Origin of the sequence: Stenotrophomonas maltophilia, assembly GCF_047782825.1 — a bacterium.
Classification (GTDB): Bacteria; Pseudomonadota; Gammaproteobacteria; order Xanthomonadales; family Xanthomonadaceae; genus Stenotrophomonas.
The window spans coordinates 1,095,431-1,117,083 of the sequence record NZ_CP180589.1 but is presented as its reverse complement, the minus strand read 5'-3'; the positions used below and the strand labels follow the sequence as shown (position 1 = coordinate 1,117,083).

Annotated in this window: 15 protein-coding genes and 1 pseudogene; 10 read left to right on the top strand and 6 right to left on the bottom strand. The window is 66.6% G+C overall.

The window, feature by feature from the left end; all coding sequences use genetic code 11:
- Positions 1-400: 400 nt before the first annotated feature.
- The 7 genes and pseudogenes from ACM2ZB_RS05075 to ACM2ZB_RS05045 all read left to right on the top strand — a co-directional run bounded on the left by ACM2ZB_RS05075 (position 401) and on the right by ACM2ZB_RS05045 (position 11,975).
- Positions 401-1,760, top strand: a pseudogene (locus tag ACM2ZB_RS05075) (IS3 family transposase).
- Positions 1,761-2,049: 289 nt separating this feature from the next.
- The gene (locus ACM2ZB_RS05070; RefSeq protein WP_416058623.1) at positions 2,050-4,554 is read left to right on the top strand and encodes a GH92 family glycosyl hydrolase; all 2,505 of its coding nucleotides are present in this window, start codon (positions 2,050-2,052) and stop codon (positions 4,552-4,554) included.
- Between the two features lie 96 nt (positions 4,555-4,650).
- Complete coding sequence (locus tag ACM2ZB_RS05065) at positions 4,651-5,700, top strand: LacI family DNA-binding transcriptional regulator (RefSeq protein ID WP_416057696.1); 1,050 nt, start codon at positions 4,651-4,653, stop codon at positions 5,698-5,700.
- Between the two features lie 63 nt (positions 5,701-5,763).
- Positions 5,764-7,077 carry an L-fucose:H+ symporter permease gene (gene fucP / locus ACM2ZB_RS05060; RefSeq protein ID WP_416057695.1) on the top strand — a complete coding sequence of 438 codons (1,314 nt, stop codon included), beginning with the start codon at positions 5,764-5,766 and terminating at the stop codon, positions 7,075-7,077.
- 7 nt (positions 7,078-7,084) lie between these two features.
- Complete coding sequence (locus ACM2ZB_RS05055; protein ID WP_416057694.1) at positions 7,085-8,080, top strand: carbohydrate kinase family protein; 996 nt, start codon at positions 7,085-7,087, stop codon at positions 8,078-8,080.
- The gene (locus ACM2ZB_RS05050) at positions 8,077-9,303 is read left to right on the top strand and encodes an AGE family epimerase/isomerase (RefSeq protein ID WP_416057693.1); all 1,227 of its coding nucleotides are present in this window, start codon (positions 8,077-8,079) and stop codon (positions 9,301-9,303) included. Before ACM2ZB_RS05055 ends, ACM2ZB_RS05050 begins: the two co-directional genes overlap by 4 nt.
- Positions 9,304-9,356: 53 nt before the next feature.
- Complete coding sequence (locus ACM2ZB_RS05045) at positions 9,357-11,975, top strand: beta-mannosidase (protein WP_416057692.1); 2,619 nt, start codon at positions 9,357-9,359, stop codon at positions 11,973-11,975.
- Between the two features lie 64 nt (positions 11,976-12,039).
- Here the strand turns inward: ACM2ZB_RS05045 and mtnC are convergent, their stop codons facing one another.
- The 5 genes from mtnC to ACM2ZB_RS05020 form a co-directional block, all read right to left on the bottom strand.
- The gene (gene mtnC / locus ACM2ZB_RS05040; RefSeq protein ID WP_416057691.1) at positions 12,040-12,735 is read right to left on the bottom strand and encodes an acireductone synthase; all 696 of its coding nucleotides are present in this window, start codon (positions 12,733-12,735) and stop codon (positions 12,040-12,042) included.
- Between the two features lie 3 nt (positions 12,736-12,738).
- Positions 12,739-13,296 carry a 1,2-dihydroxy-3-keto-5-methylthiopentene dioxygenase gene (locus ACM2ZB_RS05035; RefSeq protein ID WP_416057690.1) on the bottom strand — a complete coding sequence of 186 codons (558 nt, stop codon included), beginning with the start codon at positions 13,294-13,296 and terminating at the stop codon, positions 12,739-12,741.
- A 92-nt stretch (positions 13,297-13,388) separates the two neighbouring features.
- The gene (locus tag ACM2ZB_RS05030) at positions 13,389-14,030 is read right to left on the bottom strand and encodes a methylthioribulose 1-phosphate dehydratase (protein ID WP_416057689.1); all 642 of its coding nucleotides are present in this window, start codon (positions 14,028-14,030) and stop codon (positions 13,389-13,391) included.
- Between the two features lie 550 nt (positions 14,031-14,580).
- Entirely contained in the window at positions 14,581-16,008 is a 1,428-nt protein-coding gene (locus ACM2ZB_RS05025) for an amino acid permease (RefSeq protein WP_416057688.1), read from the bottom strand.
- Between the two features lie 84 nt (positions 16,009-16,092).
- A complete protein-coding gene (locus ACM2ZB_RS05020; RefSeq protein ID WP_416057687.1) occupies positions 16,093-17,565 on the bottom strand; it encodes an amino acid permease in 1,473 nt (490 codons plus the stop codon).
- Between the two features lie 132 nt (positions 17,566-17,697).
- Between ACM2ZB_RS05020 and ACM2ZB_RS05015 the strand changes: the two genes are divergently transcribed.
- Together ACM2ZB_RS05015 and ACM2ZB_RS05010 are read left to right on the top strand one after the other, a co-directional pair.
- Positions 17,698-18,312: an NUDIX hydrolase gene (locus ACM2ZB_RS05015; RefSeq protein ID WP_416057686.1), complete on the top strand. Its 615-nt coding sequence runs from the start codon at positions 17,698-17,700 to the stop codon at positions 18,310-18,312.
- Positions 18,312-18,704 carry a hypothetical protein gene (locus ACM2ZB_RS05010; protein ID WP_416057685.1) on the top strand — a complete coding sequence of 131 codons (393 nt, stop codon included), beginning with the start codon at positions 18,312-18,314 and terminating at the stop codon, positions 18,702-18,704. The genes ACM2ZB_RS05015 and ACM2ZB_RS05010 overlap by 1 nt, the downstream gene beginning before the upstream one ends.
- Before the next feature lie 109 nt (positions 18,705-18,813).
- On the opposite strand, the gene serA is transcribed toward ACM2ZB_RS05010, so the two are convergent.
- Positions 18,814-20,055, bottom strand: coding sequence for a phosphoglycerate dehydrogenase (gene serA / locus ACM2ZB_RS05005; protein WP_313442919.1), 1,242 nt, complete (start codon positions 20,053-20,055; stop codon positions 18,814-18,816).
- Positions 20,056-20,227: 172 nt separating this feature from the next.
- On the opposite strand from serA, the gene ACM2ZB_RS05000 reads away from it, so the two are divergent.
- Positions 20,228-21,616, top strand: coding sequence for an FAD-binding oxidoreductase (locus ACM2ZB_RS05000; RefSeq protein WP_416057684.1), 1,389 nt, complete (start codon positions 20,228-20,230; stop codon positions 21,614-21,616).
- Positions 21,617-21,653: the final 37 nt, after the last annotated feature.

Sequence of the window (21,653 nt, the reverse complement as noted above, 5' to 3'; positions counted from 1 at the left end):
TGCAGCCCTGCACCTGCTTCAAGCCACGGCAACGTCAACTTCAACTTCAAAGGCAGCTCTGGCTTGCTGCTGGATGGGCGGGGCGGTGTGGGCCGGCAGGACACGCCGTAAACCCTTCCATGGGGGCTCGTAGGCGCCATCCATGGCGCCTGCGGTCCTGCCAGCCCACACCGCCCCACCCCCGACAGTTTCCTGGTGACGGTTGGAACATCGACATCATTCGTCGACGAGATCTGTCAGATGTCGAAATCGAAGATCTGAAGTTCGACAGATCGCAGAAAACTGTCGAAGGCGGGGTGGGTCCGGTTGAGGGGGTGTGAGCCGCATGGATGCGGCGACCAAGCCCCCATGGTGAAGTGACCCCCTGGAGTTGGACACCTGATCCAACCCAGAGGGTTACATGAACAGATATGAGGTTCGTTTCAAATTGCAGGTGGCTAAAGAGGCCTGCAACACCTCCACATCGGTCAAGGCTGTTGCCCGCCGCCATGGCCTGGAGTTCTCCACGGTGAGGCGGTGGGCAGCGACCTACCGGCTGCATGGCCGACCGGGGTTTGACCGCAAACCGCGGTCCTACGATCTCCAGTTCAAACTTGCGGTCCTGGAGAAGATGAGCCAGGACGGAATGTCCGCGCGTGAGGCCACCACTTACTTCCAGATTGGCGATGCCGGCGCAGTGGGGCTGTGGCGGCGGCTGTATGCTAAGGGGGGTGCCGGGGTGCCCAAGCGTTGGCACCGCCACCATTACCGCCTCAAAAGCCGATGAAAAAGACCCGCTCGTCCAAGCCCGCCGAGGACATGAGCCGCGATGAGCTCCTCAAGGAAGTGGCCTACCTGCGTGCGGAGACCGCTTACCTAAAAAAACTCGATGCCTTGATCCGGGAAGAGCAGGCGGCGCGAGATGCAAAGCGCAAGCCGTCCAAGGATTGAGGCAGATCTACGCACTGCCGCTGTTGCTCGAGGCGGCCGAGCTCTCTCGCAGCACGTTCTATTACCAGATCAACGCCTTGGCCCATCCCGATGAGGGCGAGGCGGAGCTGCGTGAGCGCATCCGCGCGATCTACGACGAGAACCAAGGGCGCTACGGCTACCGTCGCATAACACTGGAGCTGGCCAATCAGGGCCAGGCCATCAACCACAAGCGGGTACAGCGGCTGATGGCCGAGCTGGGCCTGCAGTCGCGGGTACGCATCAAGCGCTATCGCGCGTTCAAGGGAGCGGCCAATGTCGTGGTTCCCAACGACCTGGGCCGCCAGTTTGAGGCTGAGATGCCCAATCGTAAGTGGGTGACCGATGTAACCGAGTTCAAGGTGCAGGGCATGAAGCTCTATCTTTCGCCGATCATGGACCTCTACAACGGCGAAATCGTGACTTACAAGATGAAGCGTCGACCAGTATTCGACCTGGTGGGTGAGATGCTGGATCAAGCGATCAAGAAGCTTTCGCCCGCAGATCGACCGATGATTCACTCGGACCAAGGCTGGCATTACCAGCACGAAAACTACCGCCACAAGCTCGCAACGCACTCGCTGAAACAGAGCATGTCCCGGCGTGGCAACTGCCTGGACAACGCGGCCATGGAGAGCTTCTTCGGGACGCTGAAGTCGGAATTCTTCTACCTGAACACCTTTGACAGCATCGAAAGTTTGGAAGCCGGGCTGGTGGAATACATCCGGTACTACAACGAAGACCGTATCCGACTGAAACTAAAGGGTCTGAGCCCGGTAAAGTACCGGGAACAGGCCGCGCTGGCCGCCTGATCCCCAACTGTCCAACTTTTGGGGGTCACTTCATGGATGGGTTTACGGCGTCCCCCTCAACCGGACCCACCCCGCCATCCCACGGAAAGCCAGCTTCTGCTTTTGCTTCGGCTCCGGCTTGAAGCAGGTGCAGGGCTGCAAGCCCTGCAGAGAGAAAACCCCCTCTTTTGCTGCGGCGCAGAATGCATGGACGGGCGCTGCCTGCTTTACTTCAATCGATCTAAATCCGCCGGGGTGCGGATTTGAACCGATGGAAACGAGGGGTTCGGCCAGCGCGGTCGCAGCCCCGATGCCGCCCTGCCGCCAAGGAGTCCTGTCCGTGACCAGGTTGTCCCGCCGTCTGCCCGCCCGCCGCTCGTCGGTACTGTCCCATCGCCCGCTGGCGCGCGTCGCCTGCCTGCTGGCACTGGCCGTCACGCCCTGGCTGCAGGCCGCTCCGGCCGCGCTCGAGCGCGAGGTCAATACCTTCATCGGCAGCAAGGATGACGGCAACACCTTCCCCGGCGCCTCCGCACCGTTCGGCCTGATCCAGGTCAGCCCCATCGGCAGCCATTACTCGGGCTGGCGCTACGACGACGAGAAAATCCGCGGCTTCGGCCACTCCTTCCTGTCCGGTGCCGGTTGCTGGGAGCAGGGCGGGCAGGTGTCGGTTCTGCCCGTCACCGGCCGCATCGGCCCGGGGGGCGATTTCGATACCGCCAATCCCAAGCAGTTCGACCACAAGGCCTATGCCTCGTCCTACACCCATGATGGCGAGATCGGCCAGGCCGGCTATTACAAGGTACGCCTGACCAGCTACGGCGGCATCGACGCCGAGGCCACCGCGCGCACCCGTGCCGCGGCCGAACGCTACACCTTCAGCCAGCGCAGCGGCGATGGCCACGTGCTGGTCAATGTCGGCCAGGCCAACGAGCGCCATTCGGTCATCGGCAGCGTGGTGGACGTGGTCGGCGACCGCGTGGTGGAAGGCAAGCTGGTCACCAAGAGCTTCTGCGGCGGCCACCAGTACACCACCTGGTTCCGCATCGAATTCGACCGCCCGTTCAAGGCGCATGGCACCTGGGGCGAGGGCGGTGGCCTGCCCGATGCGCGGCACAGCATGGAAGGCGAGCAGAAGCCGAACGGCGCCTGGTTCACTTTTGATCTGGCCAAGGGCCAGTCGGTCACGGCGGTCAGTGCCATTTCCCACGTGGATGCCGAAGGCGCGCGCACCAACCTGCGCGCCGAGGGCATGCAGGGTGGGGCGCTGATCGGCTTCGACAGGATGCGCGCGCTTTCCCAGCAGGACTGGCGCGAGCAGTTGGCGCGGGTGCGCGTTCAGGGCGGCAGCGGCGATGACCGCACTGTGTTCTACAGCGCGCTGTACCACGCCCTGCTGCAGCCGCTCACCGGCAGCGATGCCGATGGCCGTTACCGTGGCTACGACGATGGCATCCACCGCGCCGATGGCTGGACCTACTACGAGTACTTCTCGCTGTGGGATACCTACCGCGCGCAGAACCAGTGGCTGGCGCTGACCCGCCCGGACGTGGCCCGCGACATCGGCCGCACCCTGCTGGCCATCGACGAGCAGGGCGGCTGGCTGCCGCGCTGGGGCTACGCCAACTTCGAGACCAACATCATGACCGGCGACCCGGTCACGCCGTTCATGGTCGACCTGTGGCGCTTCGGTGCGCTGAAGGGCCGTGAATCGCAGGCCTGGGATGCGCTGCGCCGCAATGCCTTCGGTACGCCGCCGCTGAACTCGCGCATGGCCGGCCGCTCGGGCAACCCGACCTACCTGGACAAGGGCTATGTGGTCTACGACCGCGCCTTCCCGTCCAAGGGCATGGATGTCGATCCGCACCACGGCGGCTCGGCCACGCTGGAATACGCGGTGGCCGACTGCGCGCTGTCGCAGATGGCCCACGGGCTGGGCCACGACCAGGATGCGGCCATCCTGCGTGAGCGCGGCCGCAACTGGCGCAAGGTGTGGGACCCGCAGGTGCGTGATGCCGAGACCGGCTTCACCGGTTTCCCGCGCCCGCGCACCGAGGACGGCCAGTGGTACACCCCGGCCGATGGCCACTACAGCCCGCGCTCGCACCATGGCTTCCATGAAGGCACCGCCTGGCAGTACCAGTGGCTGGCGCAGCAGGACGTGCCGGGGCTGGTGGAAGCGATGGACGGCCGCGAACAGGCCGGCCGCCGCCTGGACGCCTTCTTCGCGATGGATGCGCTGCAGGCCGATCCGCTCAACGCTGCCCGCCGCGAGTGGGTGGTCGGGCCCTACAGTTATTACAACCAGTTCCGCTACAACCCCAACAACGAGCCGGACCTGCATTCGCCGTGGCTGTACACCCTGATCGGCCAGCCGTGGAAAACCGCCAACGTGGTGCGCGCGGCCCAGCAGCTGTTCACCAATGCGCCCAACGGCGTGACCGGCAATGATGACCTGGGCACGATGTCGGCCTGGTACCTGTTCAGTGCCATCGGCGTGTACCCGGCGGTGCCGGGCAGCGGCCAGTTCCTGCTGCATACCCCGCGCTTTGCCAAGGTGGAAGTGGACATGGGCAACGGCCGTACCCTGCGCATCGACGCGCCGGGCGCCGATGGCCGCCGCCTGCAGTACGTGCAGGGCGTGCAGGTCGACGGCCAGGCCCATGCCCCGGTGTGGCTGGACTGGAACCGCCTGCAGCAGGGCCCGCGCCTGCGCTTCGCGCTGGACGGCCAGGCGCCGACCCAGGGCTGGGGCACGGCCGTGGCCGACCTGCCGGTGTCCTGGTGCGCTGCACCAGGCAGCCAGCTGCGCTGACCGTTGTTGTGCCGTTCGAGGCAACCCAGCGAACGGCACGGCACGATGTGCCCACGATCCATTAGGCTTGAGCTTCCAGCGGAGTCCGGGAAGACGATGAACGACAACGGCGACAGTTCCAGCAAGCGTTCCGGCAAGGCGGTGACGGTGACCGACATCGCCCGTGCCATCGGCGTTTCGCGCGCGACCGTGTCGCTGGTGCTGCGCGGCAGCCCGCTGGTCAACGTCGATACCCGGGCCAGGGTCGAGGCCGAGCTGCGCCGGCAGCGCTATGTCTACAACCGTGCGGCGGCCAACCTGCGGCGGCGGACCTCGTCCAGCATCGCGCTGGTCATCAACGATCTGTCCAACCCGTTCTTCGCCGAATTCGCCTCCGGCGTGGACGAGGCGCTGGGCGGGCGCGGCTACGTGACCCTGCTGGGCAGCACCGGCGAATCGCCCGACCGCCAGCAGGCGGTGCTGTCCACCCTGATGGAACACACCCCGGCCGGCCTGATCCTGTCGCCGGCCGAGGGCAGCGATGCGGCCCTGGTGCGCCAGGCACTGGGTGCCAATGCCAACGTGCTGCTGTTCAACCGCGAACTGGACGGCGCCGACTGGGATTTCCTGACCCTGGACAACCAGCACGGCGCCTACCTGGCCACCCGCCACCTGATCGAACGCGGCCATCGCCAGATCGCCTTCTTTGGCGGCCATGCCGATTCCAGTTCCTGCCACCAGCGCCGCGCCGGCTTCCAGCAGGCCCTGGCCGAGGCGGGGCTGTCGCTGCCGCCGGGCTGGATGATCGAATCGGCCCCCAACCGCCTGGAAGCCGCAGCGCGCACCGACGAACTGTTCGTCGATGGCCATCGGCCAAGTGCAGCGGTCTGCTACAACGACACCGTCGCGCTGGGGCTGATGCTGGGCCTGAACTCGCGCGGCATCCGCCCCGGTGGCGACTTCGCGGTCACCGGGTTCGATGATATTTCCGAGGCATCGGTGGCAGTGCCGCCGCTGACCACGCTCACCGCCGACCCGCGCGAGCGTGGCCGGCAGGCGGCCGCACTGCTGCTGCAGCGCCTGGATGAACCGGATGCGCCGCCGCGGCGCACGGTCGCTCCGGTGCAGCTGCGCATCCGCGAAAGCAGCGCCGCCCGACCGAACTGATCCATTTCTTCGCATACCCCTTCCACGCACCAACGACCTTCCGCGCATCGAGGCGCGAACCGCATGCCGATCTCCGCAACGCCCCGTCCATCGGGTTCCCCGGGCAACGCACCGGCCGTCACCAACGGCAAAGCGCTCGCCGTGGTCACCACCATCTTCTTCATGTGGGGCTTCCTGACCTGCCTCAATGACATCCTGATCCCGCACCTGAAGGCGGTATTCGAGCTGAACTACGCCAAGGCGATGCTGGTGCAGTTCACGTTCTTCGGCACTTACTTCCTGATGTCGCTGCCGGCGGGCCGGCTGGTCGCCGCGCTGGGTTACAAGAAGGGCATCGTGGCCGGTCTGGTGATCGCCGGCATCGGCGCGCTGGGCTTCTGGCCTGCGGCCGAACTGCGCGTGTATGGCGCCTTCCTCGGCGCGTTGTTCGTGCTGGCCACCGGCATCACCGTGCTGCAGGTCGCGGCCAATCCCTACGTGGCGCTGCTGGGCCCGGAACAGACCAGCTCCAGCCGCCTGACCCTGGCGCAGGCGCTGAACTCGCTGGGTACGGCCATCGCGCCGATCTTCGGCGGCATGCTGATCCTGTCCAACACGGTCAAGAGCGCCGATGAGCTGAGCGCGCTGCCGGCCGCCGAGCAGCTGGCCTACCGCGCCGCCGAGGCGCAGGTCGTGCAGGGCCCGTACGTGGGCCTGGCGGTGGCGCTGGTGCTGCTGGCGCTGTTCGTGTTCCTGTTCCGCCTGCCGGCACTGAGCGACGCCACCGAGCAGGCCGACCAGGGCCACCACCACACCTACATGGATGCGCTGCGCAAGCGCCACCTGCTGCTGGGTGTGCTGGGCATCTTCTTCTACGTGGGTGCCGAAGTGTCCATCGGCAGCTTCCTGGTCAACTACCTGTCGATGCCGAGCATCGGCGGCTTCAGCGAACAGCAGGCCACCCACTACGTGTCGGCCTACTGGACGATGGCGATGATCGGCCGCTTCGCCGGTTCGGCCCTGCTGGCGCGCTTCTCGCCCAGCCGCCTGCTGGCGATCTTCGCGCTGGTCAACGTGGCCCTGCTGGCCACGACCATGCTCACTTCCGGCAATGTCGCGCTGTACTCGGTGGTGGCGATCGGCCTGTTCAATTCGATCATGTTCCCGACCATCTTCGCGCTCAGCATCGAACGCCTGGGCCCGCTGACCAACAAGGGTTCCAGCCTGCTGATCATGGCCATCGTCGGCGGTGCCGTGGTGCCGTACCTGCAGGGCGTGCTGGCCGACCACATCGGTGTCCAGGCCAGCTTCATCCTGCCGCTGCTGTGCTACGGCTACATCATTTTCTACGGACTGGTCGGCGCCCGTACGCCGGCTTCCGCAACGCAGGGAGGCTGAGTCCGGAATGGGTGCCATCGTCTGCTTCGGCGAAATTTTGATCGATCTACTAGCGCAGCCGCCGGCTTCGGCCGGCACCCCGCGCGCGTTCCTGCAGTACGCCGGCGGTGCGCCGGCCAACGTGGCCGTGGCCGCTGCACGGCTGGGTGCCGACACCCAGTTCGTCGGCATGCTCGGCCGCGACATGTTTGGTGACTTCCTGGCCGAGAGCCTGGTCGAGCACGGCGTGGGTACCGACTACATCGTGCGCACCGATGCGGCCAAGACCGCGCTGGCCTTTGTCGCGCTGGACGCCGCGGGCGAGCGCAGCTTCAGCTTCTATCGCCCGCCGGCGGCCGATCTGCTGTTCCGTGACAGCGATTTCCAGGCCGCCTGCTTCGATGGCGCGCAGTGCTTCCACGTCTGCTCCAACAGCCTGACCGAAGCGGACATCGCCGAGGCGACCTTCGCCGGCATGGACCGTGCCCGCGCGGCAGGCGCCGTGGTCAGCCTGGACCTCAACCTGCGCCCGGCGCTGTGGCCGGCCGATGCCGATCCCACGCCACGGCTGTGGCAGGCGCTGGAACGCGCCGACCTGGTCAAGCTGTCGCGCGAGGAACTGGACTACCTGGCCGCCCCGCACGGCGCCGGTGGCGACCAGGTGGTCCTGCAGCGCCTGCTGGCCGCGCAGGCGCGCTGGGTGATCGTCACCGACGGTGCTGCCACGCTGCACTGGTACACCCGTGAACAGCAGGGCCAGGTCACCAGCTTCAGCGTGGCCACGGTCGACACCACCGCGGCCGGCGATGCCTTCGTGGGCGGCGTGCTGGTCGGCCTGCTGGAGCGGGGTGGGGCGGGCGCTGGATTCGCCGCGTTCTGCCAGGACCCGCAGGCCATCGCCGCTACGCTGCGCTTCGGCGCTGCAGTGGGCGCGCTGGCCGTTACCCGCAAGGGCGCGTTCGCCGCGATGCCCTCGCTTGATGAAGTGCAGCAGCTGCTGCAGGCACAGGATCTTCCCGCATGAGCACCTCGCCCGATTTCCGTTCGCCCGCCTTCCTGCGCGCGCACATCGCCGACACCATGGCGTTCTACCACCCGCGCTGCATCGACCCCAACGGCGGTTTCTTCCACTACTTCCGGGATGACGGCAGCATCTACGATGCAAGCCACCGCCACCTGGTGAGCAGCACGCGCTTCGTCTTCAACTATGCGATGGCCTACCGCGAATTCGGCAATGCCGAATACCGCGAGGCGGTCGAGCACGGCGTGCGCTATCTGCGCGAGGTGCACCGCAATCCGGCCACCGGCGGCTATGCCTGGACCCTGCGCGACGGCAAGGTCGAGGACGACATGAACCACTGCTACGGCGTGGCCTTCGTGCTGCTGGCCTACAGCTGCGCGTTGAAGGCCGGTGTCGAGCAGGCCCGCGAGTGGATGGACGAGACCTGGCAGCTGCTGGAGGCACGCTTCTGGGAGCCGCAGCACGGCCTGTACAAGGACGAGGCCGATGGCCAGTGGAACTTCACCGGCTACCGTGGCCAGAACGCCAACATGCACATGTGCGAGGCGATGCTGGCCGCGTTCGAGGCGAGCGGCGAGCAGCGCTATGTGGAGCGCGCGCTGCAGCTGGCCGACAACATGACCCGCCGCCAGGCCGCCAAGGCCGGTGGCCTGGTCTGGGAACACTACGACGTGAACTGGGAGATCGACTGGGATTACAACCTGGACAATCCCAAGCACCTGTTCCGCCCGTGGGGCTTCCAGCCGGGCCACCAGACCGAGTGGGCCAAGCTGCTGCTGATCCTGGACCGCCACGTGCAGGCCGACTGGCTGGTGCCGACCGCCCAGCACCTGTTCGACGTGGCCGTTGAGCGCAGCTGGGACCAGGCGCGCGGTGGCCTGTATTACGGCTTCGCACCGGAATCGCGCCGCCAGCCGGGCATGGACGGTGCATCGATCGGGGGCGACAGCTTCGTCTGCGACGACGACAAGTACTTCTGGGTGCAGGCCGAAACGCTGGCCACCGCCGCGCTGATGGCCAAGCGCACCGGCGATGACCGCTACTGGCAGTGGTACGAACGCATCTGGGCGTATTCGTGGGAGCACTTTGTCGACCACCAGTACGGCGCCTGGTTCCGCATCCTCGATGCCGACAACCGCAAGTACAGCGACGAGAAGAGCCCGGCCGGCAAGGTGGATTACCACACCATGGGCGCGTGCTACGAAGTGTTGAACGTCGTTCGTTGAGGCAGGTTCGCCGGGCATGGCCCGGCGCTACCGGATACCACCAGGAGCATCACGTGCATCGCCTTTCCCTCGTTGTCCGTCTGCTCCTGCTGCTGATCGCAGCGACCGCGTTCCCAGCCACCGCCGCACCGCTGCAGGCGCAGTGGGAATTCCGCATGCTGCCCGGCGACGCCCAGGGCGCTGCTCACCCCGGCCTGCAGCAGTGGCGGGCAGCGAAGGTGCCCGGCAGCGTGCACACCGATCTGCTCGCCCACGATCTGATCCGCGATCCCTATGTCGGCGCGGCCGAGGGCGAGCTGCAGTGGATTGGCCTGACCGACTGGGAATACCGCGCCCGCTTCGATGTGGATGCGGCCGACCTCGCCAGGCCCAGTGCCGAACTGCGCTTCGACGGCCTGGATACCTATGCCGAGGTGTCCCTCAACGGCAAGCCGCTGCTGCGCGCGGACAACGCACACCGCACCTGGCGTGCCCGCGTGGAGGGGCGGCTGCGGGCGAAGGACAACGAACTGCAGATCGTGTTCCGCTCGCCCATCCGCACCCTGCTGCCGGGTGTTCAGGCGATGCCGCACAAGATCGCCGGCAACTATCCCTCGCCCTACGGTGACGAACCGAAGGACGCGATGGTCGGCAACTTCGCACGCAAGCCGGCCTACCACTTTGGTTGGGACTGGGGCCCGCGCTATGTCACCGCCGGCGTCTGGCGCGGCGTCGACCTGCAGACCTGGGATGCGCACCGGCTGACCGACCTGGCCGTGCGCACCGATGCACTGGACGCGCAGCAGGCGAAGCTGGCGGTCCTGCTGCAGGTGGAGCAGGGCAGCGCTGCTGGCTCGGCGGTGGTGTCTGTGGATGTGCGCGATCCCGAAGGCCGCAGCGTGGCCCAGGTGCAGCGCCCGTTGCTGCTGAAGCCGGGCGCGAACACTGTCGAGATTCCCGTTGAACTGGCCGATCCGCGGCGCTGGTGGCCGGTCGGGCAGGGCGCGCAGGACCGCTACACCGTGCAGGCGCGCCTGGATGCCGGCGGCACGGCCGAGCTGGCGCGCGAGCAGCGCATCGGCCTGCGCACGGTCGAGCTGCGCCGCCAGCAGGACGACACGGGCGGGCAGGGCTTCGCCTTCGTCATCAATGGCGTGGAGATTTTCGCCAAGGGCGCGAACGTGATTCCGTTCGATGCGTTCCCGGCGCGTGTCGATGCCGCGCGCCTGCGCCAGGTGCTGACCGCCGCGCGCGACGCCAACATGAACATGCTGCGCAACTGGGGTGGTGGCTATTACGAGGACGACGCGTTCTTCGATATCGCCGACGAGCTGGGCCTGCTGGTCTGGCAGGATTTCATGTTTGGTGGCGGCATGCAGCCGGGCTATGACCCCGCCTTCCGTGCCAGCGTGGTGGCCGAGGCGCGCGACAACGTGCGCCGCCTGCGCCACCACCCCAGCATCGTGCTGTGGTGTGGCAACAACGAGGAAGAAACCGCGTGGAAGGACTGGGGCCACGGCCGCGACCTGAAGGCCGCCGATCCTGCGTTTGCCGGCCGGGTCTGGCAGGGCTATGTCGATCTGTTCGGCAAGGATCTGCGCCAGGTGGTGGGCGAGGATGGCCTGGGTGTGCCGTACTGGTCCAGTTCGCCCGGCAACGACCTGGATGAGAAGGCCAACGATTCCACCCGCGGCGACAAGCACTACTGGCAGGTCTGGGGCAATCCGGCGCTGCCGGTGCAGGCCTATCTGCGCGAGACCCCGCGTTTCATGTCCGAATACGGGCTGCAGGCGTGGCCGTCGGTGTCGACGGTGGACCAGATCGCCACCCGTGCCGAGCAGCGCATCGACAGCCCGGTCATCCGCGCGCACCAGAAATTCATGGCTGGCGAGGGCAACAGCCGCCTGCTGCACTACATCGAACTGGGCTACGGCGCGCCGAAGGACTTCGAGGATTTCGTTTATCTCAGCCAGGTGATGCAGGCCGATGGCATCGCGCTGGCGGCACTGCACCACCGCGCCTCGCGGCCGTACACGATGGGCTCGCTGTACTGGCAGCTCAACGACGTCTGGCCGGGGGCGTCGTGGTCCAGCGTGGACTACTTCGGGCGCTGGAAGGCGCTGCACTTCGCCGCGCGGCGGTTCTTCGCACCGGTCACGCTGGCAGCGCTGCGGGACGACGGTCACACGCGCGTGCGGCTGGTCAATGATGGCGCTGCGCAGGACGCGCGCTGGCGGCTGCGGGTGATGGACGTGGAAGGCAAGGTCCTGCGCCGTCGTGAAGAGCCGGTCAACCTGGCTGCCGCAGCGGTCACCCCGGTTGGCGATGTCCGCGACGCCGAACTGCTGGCCGGTGCCGACCCGACGCGCACCGTGGCGGTGTTCGAGCTGCTGCAGGACGGCAAGGTGAGTGCGCGCCAGGTGGTGGGCTTCGTGGAAGCCAAGGACCAGGTGCTGCCACGACAGAAACTGACGGCGACCCTGGCCATCGACGGCGACCACTACCGGCTGCGACTGCAGAGCGCGGCCTACGTGCGTGCGGCGTGGATCGACTTCGGGGCCTTGGACGTGCAGGTGGAAGACAACCTGCTGGACCTGCTGCCGGGCGAGACCCGCGACATCGCCGTGCGCGGCCCGGTGGATCTGGCCACCCTGCGTGAAGCCTTGAAGGTGAAGACCCTCAACGACCGTTGAGGGATTCGCTCTGGTGGGTGCCCGGTAGCGCCGGGCCATGCCCGGCGAGCGCAGCGGGCGGCGCTTACAGCTGGATCTGCTGGAAATTCTCGACGCGGTCGTGACCGTTGGCGGCCTGGCCTGCGCGCGGCATCGGGTAGTCGTCCAGACGGTCGATCAAGCGGGTCTGCAGGCCGGCCTCGCGGGCGGCATCCAGCTCTTCCACCACATCGGACAGGAACAGGATCTCGGCGGCCGGCACGCCGATGGCCTGCACGATACGACGGTAGCTGTCCGCCTCACGCTTGCCGCCGATCTCGGTATCGAACCAGCCCGATACCAGCGGGCTCAGATCGCCGGCATCGCTGAAGCCGAAGAACAGCTTCTGCGCCGGCACCGAGCCGGACGAGTACACGTACAGCGGCAGGCCCGACGCATGCCAGCCCTTCAGCACCGGCGCCACTTCCGGGTAGAAGTGCGCGGTGTAGTCGCCGCGACGGTAGCCTTCGTCCCAGATCAGGCCCTGCAGTGCCTTCAGTGCGGTGTGCTTGCGGTCCTGGTCAATCCAGCCCTGCAGCGTCTCGGCCACCAGGCTGTCCTGGCAGGCGCCGCCGATCTCGGTAGCCACCGCGTCCAGCCAGCGGCGGACCTCCGGCTGCTGGCCATGTTCGGCGACGAACGCCGGCAGCGCCTGGCGGGCATAGGGGAACAGCACGTTCTTGACGAACGAGATGCTGCTGGTGGTGCCTTCGATATCGGTCAGGATGACGCGGGGCTGCATGGATCAGGACGCCTGGGTGGGTACGTAACGGGGGAACTTCTGCGCGATGTCGGTGCCGGTGAAGTGACCGACCCAGCCATCCGGCTCGGTGAAGAAGCGGATCGCGACAAAGCTGGGCTCATCACCCATGTCGAACCAGTGGGTGGTGCCATCGGGCACGGCAATCAGGTCGTCCTTCACGCACTCGATCTCATAGACCTTGTCACCCACGTGCAGGGTGAACAGGCCGGAGCCGGCGACGAAGAAGCGCACCTCGTCTTCCTTGTGGAAGTGTTCGTCAAGGAACTTCCTGCGCAGCTCGGCGCGGTTCGGGTTGTCCGGCGCGATCGAGGCCACGTCCACGCTCTTGAAGCCGCGTTCGGCGACCAGGCGATCGATGTCGGCACGATAGGCGGCGAATACCTCGTCCTGGCTGGCACCCGGGGCCACCGGCGCCGTGGCCTGCCAGCGTTCGAAGGTAACGCCGATCTTCTTCAGTTCGGCAGCGATGGTCGCGCCGTCCTGGGTATCCAGCAGCGGCGATTCGGGGCGGGTGTCGTCGTAGATGCGCAGTCGGCTCATGGCGGCAGCTTGAACGTCTCGGGGGGAAGACAGGGTAACAGGGTGGTGAAGGGCGGCAGATTCCGGATTGGAATCTGCACCCCGGTGCAGGCTCAGCCGCGCAGCTTGCGCAGTTCCAGTTCGCAGTGAAACAGGAACTCGAAGGCTTCCAGGTGGCGGCGTGCCTCGGCCATGTCGCGGCCCCAGGCGTACAGGCCGTGGCCGTCGATCAGGTAGCCCCAGAGGTTCTGCTTGTCCAGCAGGGCGTCGACCTGGGCCGAGAGCACGTTCATGTCCTGGGTGTTGGCGAACACCGGCACATCGATGGCCATCTCGTGGGTGCTGTTGCCGGCGAAGGCCTTCAGCAGCTCGTAGCCTTCCAGGCGGATGTGGCCCCGCGGTGCATACAGGCGGGAAGCGACAGTCTGCACCGGTGAATGGGTGTGCAGCACGCAGCCGATGTCCGGGAAGCGGCGGTACAGCTGGGTGTGCAGCAGTGTCTCGGCGGACGGGCGCAGCGGGCGGCCGACGGCCAGGCCGTCGAAGTCCACCACCATGATGTCGTCCTCGATCAGCCGGCCCTTGTCCTTGCCCGAGACGGTGATCGCCGCATGGTGGTCGTCCAGGCGGTGGGAGAAGTTGCTGCTGGTGGCCGGGGTCCAGCCGGCGTGGGCCAGTTCGCGGACGTTGTCGATCAGCAGCTGGGCCAGTTCGCTCAGGCGCGCGGTGTCGTAGGGGAAGGTGGGGGCGTTCATGCGGTCGATTTTACTGGATTCGGCCAACGGCTGAGCCCCTCGTGGCGGGTTCGCCCGGCTGATTCCTTGGGTTGGCCGGCCGGGGTGGGCTGGCGGGACACGCCGTGAACCCATCCATGGGGGCTCGTAGGCGCCATCCATGGCGCCTGCGGTCCCGCCAGCCCACCCCGGCCGGCCACGGACAGGTTCCGTGCGCGGCAGCCACGGAGTGAAGAGTGGAGGGTAGAAGCGGGTCGCGGCGCTGCGCTTGCTCGGAGCGGAGCATGGCTCCGCTCTACAGGGAACACATCGATCGGAGAGAATTCATTCCCCAGATGGACTTCATCCACGCATGGCGTGGATCTACCTGACGTGCCGGAAGAGTGTCGAAGGCGGGGAGGGATGAGGTTGCGGGGGCGTGAGCCGCATGGATGCGGCGACCGAGCTTACAGGGACGTACTTGCAGCGTCCCCCGCAATCTCACCCCTCCCCGCCAAACCCTCAGCCCAGCCATTGCCGTTGACGTTGCTCCAGCGGGTGCAGGGCCGCAGGCCCTGCAGAACAAAAAACCTTACTGACCCCGCAGGCGGCTGTGCCTGAACCCGTAACCGAAATAGATCACGAACCCGACCACCGTCCACACGCCCATCAGCATCCAGTTGTGCAGCGTCATCGCCGACAGCAGCGCCAGGCAGCTCAGCACGCCCAGGGTGCAGATCAGCCACGCCATCGGCATGCGGAACGGGCGCGGCAGGTCCGGCTGCGTGCGGCGCAGGATCAGCACGCCGGCACAGACCGCCGCGAACGCGATAAGCGTGCCCATCGAAGTCAGCTCGCCCAGAATGTCCAGCGGGAACAGTGCCGCCAGCAGGGCGATGCCGATGCCGGTGATGACGGTGTTGATGTGCGGGGTGCGGTACTTCGGGTGGATCTTGGTGAACACCGGCGGCAGCAGGCCGTCTCGGCCCATGATCATGAAGATGCGCGGCTGGCCGATGATCATCACCAGCACCACCGAGGACAGGCCGATCAGCGCGCCGACTTCGACCACCCAGCGCAGCCAGCCCAGTTGCGGGTGCGCGGCCACGGCGGTCACCACCGGTTCGTCGGTGCCCAGCAGCGGGTAGGGCACCAGGCCGGTCATCACCGCCGCCATGGCGATGTACAGCACCGTACAGATCACCAGCGACACCATCATGCCGAACGGCATGTCGCGCTGCGGGTTCTTCGATTCCTGCGCCGCCACCGACACCGCCTCGAAGCCGATGTAGGCGAAGAACACCATCGCCGCACCTCGCAGCACGCCTTCCATGCCGTACTTGCCGGGGCCTTCGTTGGCCGGAATGAACGGGGTCCAGTTGCTGGTGTCCACGTACTTCCAGCCGACCACGATGACCAGCACGATCAGGCCGGTTTTCAGCACGACCATGGCCATGTTCATCGCCGAGGACTTGCTGATGCCGACGTAGCACAGCCAGGTCAGCAGCAGCACCAGGCCGGCCGCGGGCAGGTTGGCGATGGCGCCGGTGGGACGCAGCTGCGCGTCCAGTGGCGCACTGACCAGCGCGGCTGGCAGATGGATGTCGAACTGGCTGAGCAGGCTGAGGAAGTAGCCGGTCCAGCTGACCGCCACGGCCGAGGCGGAGACGCCGTATTCGAGCACCAGCATCCAGCCGATGAACCAGGCCGACAGTTCGCCGAAGGTGGCGTAGGTATAGGTGTAGGCACTGCCGGAGACCGGCACCATCGAAGCGAACTCGGCGTAGGCCAGCGCGCAGAAGGCGCAGCAGATGGCGGCCAGCACGAAGGACAGCATGATCGCCGGGCCGGCATGGTTGGCGGCGGCCTGGCCGGTGATGACGAAGATGCCGCCGCCGATCACCGCGCCGATGCCCAGGGCGGTCAGGCCCCACGGGCCCAAGTGGCGGCGCAGGCTCAGGCCGTTGGCGTCTTCATGGGCGGCATGCGGGTGCTTGGTGGCCCACAGTTGCTTGAACATGTGTGTCGGTCTTGTCGGAGCGCGCCAGGGTGGGCGCGCGGGGAGAAACGGACGGGCCGGCACAGGGGCCGGCCCGTAGGCACATCAAGGCGACTTGGCCAGCTTGCTGTTGCGGATGCCGTAGCCCAGGTAGATCAGCAGGCCCAGCACGGTCCAGCCGACGAACAGGTGCCAATGCACCACGAACGCCTGCCAGAACAGGAACAGGCAGGTGGCCGCGCCCAGCGGGCAGATGATCCACACCGCCGGTACGCGGAACGGGCGGTGCAGGTCCGGCTTGCTGTAGCGCAGGACCAGCACGCCGATGCAGACGGTGGCAAAGGCGAGCAGCGTGCCCATCGAGACCAGTTCACCCAGGACGTTCAGCGGCACCATGCCGGCCAGTGCAGCGGCGATGACGCCGACCACGATCGTGGCCCAGTACGGGGTGCGGAAGCGGGCGTGGACCTTGCCGAAGAACTTCGGCAGCAGGCCGTCGCGCGAGATCGTGTAGGCGATGCGGGTCTGGCCCATCATCATCACCAGGATCACCGAGGACAGGCCGGCGATGGCGCCGATTTCGACCGCGGTCTTCAGCCAGGCCAGCTGCGGGTAGCCTTCCAGCGCGGTGGCCACCGGCTTGTCGGTGCCAAGCAGGTGGTACGGCATCATGCCGGTCAGCACCGCGCAGACGATGATGTAGACCACGGTGCACACGGCCAGCGAGCCAAGCAGGCCGATCGGCATGTTGCGCTGCGGGTCCTTGGTTTCGCCGGCGGCAGTGGAGACCGCATCGAAGCCGATGTAGGCGAAGAACACGATGGTGGCCGCGCGGAAGATGCCGCTCCAGCCGAATTCACCCGGGCCGGTGTTGGCCGGGATGAAGGGCTGCCAGTTGGCCGGGTCGATATGCGCCGCACCGATGCCGATGAACAGGCAGATGACGGTGACCTTGATGGCCACGATGATCGCGTTGACGAAGGCCGACTGGGTCACGCCCACGTACAGGAGGCCCGACACCGCCGCGATGATCAGCACCGCCGGCAGGTTGAACAGCGTGCCGGAGGCCACGAACTCGCTGCCGGTCCAGGCGATCGGCGCCGCGCTGAGCGCGTCCGGGAAGGGCATGTTCAGCGTGCTGGTGACGAAGCTGATCAGGTACGCCGACCAGCCCACCGCGACCGAGGCCGAGGCGAACAGGTATTCCAGCACCAGGCACCAGCCGATGAACCAGGCCATGCCTTCGCCCAGGGTGGCGTAGGAGTAGGAGTAGGCACTGCCGGAGACCGGCATCATTGCCGCGAATTCGGCGTAGCACAGGCCCGCCAGCGCGCAGGCGAAGCCGGCGATGACGAACGAGAGCATGACCGCCGGGCCGGCGTGGTTGGCCGCGGCCTGGCCGGTCAGGACGAAGATGCCTGCACCGATGACCGCACCAATGCCGAGCATGATGAGGTGTTTCGCCGTGAGGGTCCGTTTCAGCGTGGCTTCGCCATCCAGGCTGCCTTCGATGGGTTCGCCGGCATCGACGTGCCCGGCCGGTTGTACCGGCTTGACCCTCAACAGAGCTTTCAGCATGCAGAACTTTCCTGATGATCGGATTGGGAGGACTGCCGATGCGTTGCCGGCGGTCCGAATGGTGAAGGCCGCGCGAACGGCCCGCTGTACCTTAGCCAAAGCTGAAGCCACCGCACAAGCGCAATCGCAACAATGAACGGCGATAATGAGCAGTATTTTTCCGATATCCCCGCATTCATGAATCAACCTGCCGAATCCCTTGCCGTGCTTGATGATCGCCTGCGTGGCCTGCTGCAGGACTATGCCCGGCGAGAGCCCGCCCACGACGCCCTCGCTGCCGAATTCGGCACATTGATTGACGATCCGGAAGATCCTTTCCGCCGCGAGCGCCTGGCCGGGCACTTCACCGCCAGCTGCTGGCTGGTCAGCGCCGACGGCCAACGCCTGCTGCTGACCCACCACCGCAAGCTGCAGCGCTGGCTGCAGCTGGGCGGCCACGCCGATGGTGACCGTGATCTGGCCCGGGTGGCGCTGAAGGAGGCCGAGGAAGAGTCAGGCCTGACCGGCCTGGTGCTGGATGACCCGACCATCTTCGACCTGGACAAGCACTGGATTCCCGAGCGCAAGGATGTGCCGGGGCACTGGCACTACGACGTGCGTTTCGTGATCCGTGCCGTGGGGGGCGAGGCCTTCGTGCTGAGCGAGGAATCGCTGGACCTGGCCTGGCGCCCGGTGGCCGAGGTGGCCGCAGACCCGGAATCGGATGAATCGATGCAGCGCATGGCGCGCCGGTGGTTGGCGCGCTGATGTTCTCCCACGCCTGTGCGGCGTTTATTGCGGCTCGGGCCTGCGATGAGGCCAAACAGGACGCGGCCATGGCGATGATCAAGGCGGCGCTGCCGGTCATCACGTCCATCGACTGGCAGCGGGTACCGTCCCGTCTGGAGGTTGCGGGTGTGGAACGGGACCGTCTTGAGCAGGAACTGCGCGGCATCGCGGCAAGGATCGGGTTGCCCTCAGGGGCTGCCTTGACGGTCATCCAGGTAGACGATGCCCTGCCTGCGCTGGAAGCCCGTCTGGAGGATTGGTTGCTGCACGCCGGCGAGCTGGACTTTGTCGACACTCTGTTCTTGTCGGCCGAACACGGGATCCTGATTCATTGGGATTTCTACAAGGACCTTTACGCCGTCAGACTCTGAGGCCCATCCACGCATGGCGTGGCTCTACTGCAACCCAGTAGATCCACGCCATGCGTGGATGGCGCAGTGCCGGATGCATTCCGCCGGGCCATGCCCGGCGATGCCTTGATCAATACAGAATGCGCGTACGCAACGTGGCCGGGATCGCGGCCAGCTCGTCACGCACCGCAGCGGCCTGTTCTTCGCTGGCGGTGATGTCGATCACCACGTAGCCCACCTTCGGGTCGGTGCGCAGGAACTGGCCGTCGATGTTGACGTTGTGGCGCGAGAAGATCTCGTTGACCTTGGACAGCACGCCCGGCACGTTCTGGTGGATGTGCAGCAGGCGCAGGCTGTCGGCGTGCTCGGGCAGGGTCACTTCCGGGAAATTGACCGCCGACAGGGTGCTGCCGTTGTCACTGTAGCGCACCAGCTTGGCCGCCACTTCCACGCCGATGTTGTCCTGCGCTTCCAGGGTGCTGCCACCCACGTGCGGGGTGAGGATCACGTTGTCGTGTCGGGTCAGCGGCGATTCGAAGATGTCCCCGTTGCCCTTGGGTTCCACCGGGAACACGTCCAGCGCGGCGCCGCCGATGTGGCCGCTGGCCAGCGCTGCGTCCAGTGCATCGATGTCGACCACGGTGCCGCGCGCGGCGTTGATCACATGCGCGCCGCGGCGCATCTTCGCCAGCTCGGTGGCGCCGATCATCCACTGCGTGGCCGGGGTTTCCGGTACATGCAGGGTGACGATGTCGGCGCGCGCCAGCAGGTCGTCCAGGCTGGCCGCCGCACGGGCATTGCCCAGCGCCAGCTTGGTTTCCACGTCGTGGAAGATCACCTGCATGCCCAGCGATTCGGCCAGTACGCCCACCTGGGTGCCGATATGGCCGTAGCCGATGATGCCCAGGGTCTTGCCACGCACCTCGTGGCTGCCGCTGGCCGACTTCGACCAGCCGCCGCGATGGCACTCGGCGTTCTTCTGCGGAATGCCACGGGTCAGCATGATGGCCTCGGCGATGACCAGCTCGGCCACGCTGCGGGTATTGGAATAGGGCGCGTTGAACACCGGAATGCCGGCCAGCTCGGCCGCGTCCAGGTCCACCTGGTTGGTGCCGATGCAGAAGCAGCCGACCGCGATCAGGCGCTTGGCCTCGGCCAGCACCTCGGCGCTGAGCTGGGTGCGCGAGCGGATGCCGACGATATGCGCTTCGGCGATGCGCGCCTTCAGTTCCTCTTCCGGCAGCGCCTTGCTGTGCGCTTCGATCTGGCTGTAGCCGGCGGCGCTGAACACCTCTACGGCGGTCTGGCTGACCCCCTCCAGCAACAGCACGCGGATATCCTGCTTGGGGAACGAGGTCTTCTTCGGCGACATGGGGCGACACGGCCAGTGGGACAGGGGCTGACCACTATGCCAGATCGCCGGGCCCATGGTGCAGTGCGGAAATAGTTGCATCCGTAGCCATCGCCGGGCGTTTGCCGGGGCTGGACGCTGGCCCGCGGCGCTGGCACGCTTGCCCGTTCTTCACGCACCGCGCTGGACCGTCATGACCGATTCCCGCATCGCCTCGCTGCAGCAGGCCTGTCCCGGCCTGAAGCTGAAGACCGACCCTGCCGACCTGGAGCATTACGGCCGCGACTGGACCCGGCGCTGGACGCCGGCACCGCTGGCGATCGCCCTGCCGGCCACGGTGGAGGAAGTGCAGGCGATCATGCGCTGGAGCGCGGCCGCGGCCGTGGCGGTGGTGCCTTCGGGCGGCCGTACGGGCCTGTCCGGCGGTGCGGTGGCCGCCCACGGCGAGCTGGTGCTGAGCCTGGAACGGATGAACAAGGCGCTGGCCTACGACGCGGTCGACCGTACCCTGGTGGTGCAGGCCGGCATGCCGCTGGAAGCCCTGCACAACGCGGCGCTGGAACATGGGCTGATCTACCCGGTCGATTTCGCCGCGCGCGGCTCGTGCTCGATCGGCGGCAACATCGCCACCAATGCCGGCGGCATCCGGGTGATCCGCTATGGCAACACCCGTGAGTGGATCGCCGGGCTGAAGGTGGTCACCGCCAGCGGTGAGCTGCTGGAGCTCAACAAGGGCCTGATCAAGAACTCCAGCGGTTACGACTTCCGCCAGTTGCTGATCGGTTCGGAAGGCACGCTGGGCGTGATCGTCGAAGCGACCGTGAAGCTGACCGACCCGCCGCCGGCCAGCAACGTGATGCTGCTGGCGGTGCCCAGCTTCGATGTGCTGATGCAGGTGTTCGCCGCGTTCCGCGCGCGCCTGCAGCTGCAGGCGTTCGAATTCTTCACCGACCGGGCGCTGGAGCACGTGCTCGCGCATGGCGCGCAGGCACCGTTCGACGAAGTGCATCCGTACTACGTGGTTACCGAGTTTGCGGCCAACGACGAGGCACAGGAAGCTGCCGCGATGGCCGCGTTCGAGGACTGCATGGGCAATGGCTGGGTCAGCGACGGCGTGATCAGTGCCAGTGATGCCCAGGCCGCGCAGCTGTGGCGGCTGCGCGAGGGCATCACCGAAGCGCTGGCCCGCTACAAGCCGTACAAGAACGACGTGTCGGTGCGGATTTCGGCCATGCCGGCGTTCCTGGCCGAAATCCAGGGGCTGATCGGCCAGGCCTACCCGCATTTCGACGTGGTCTGGTTCGGTCATATCGGTGACGGCAACCTGCACATCAACGTGCTGAAGCCCGACGACACCAGCGATGCCGATTTCGTAACGCAGTGCGAGCATGTGACCAAGCTGCTGGCGCAGGTGCTGGCACGCTTCGACGGCAGCATTTCCGCCGAGCACGGTATCGGCCTGGTCAAGAAGGGCTACCTGGACAGCACCCGCAGCCCGGCCGAGATCGTGCTGATGAAGGCGGTCAAACGCGCGTTCGATCCCGAAGCGCGGCTGAATCCCGGCAAGCTGTTCGATGCCTGACGCAGGCAAAGACTTCACCCAACCATTACGCTCCACG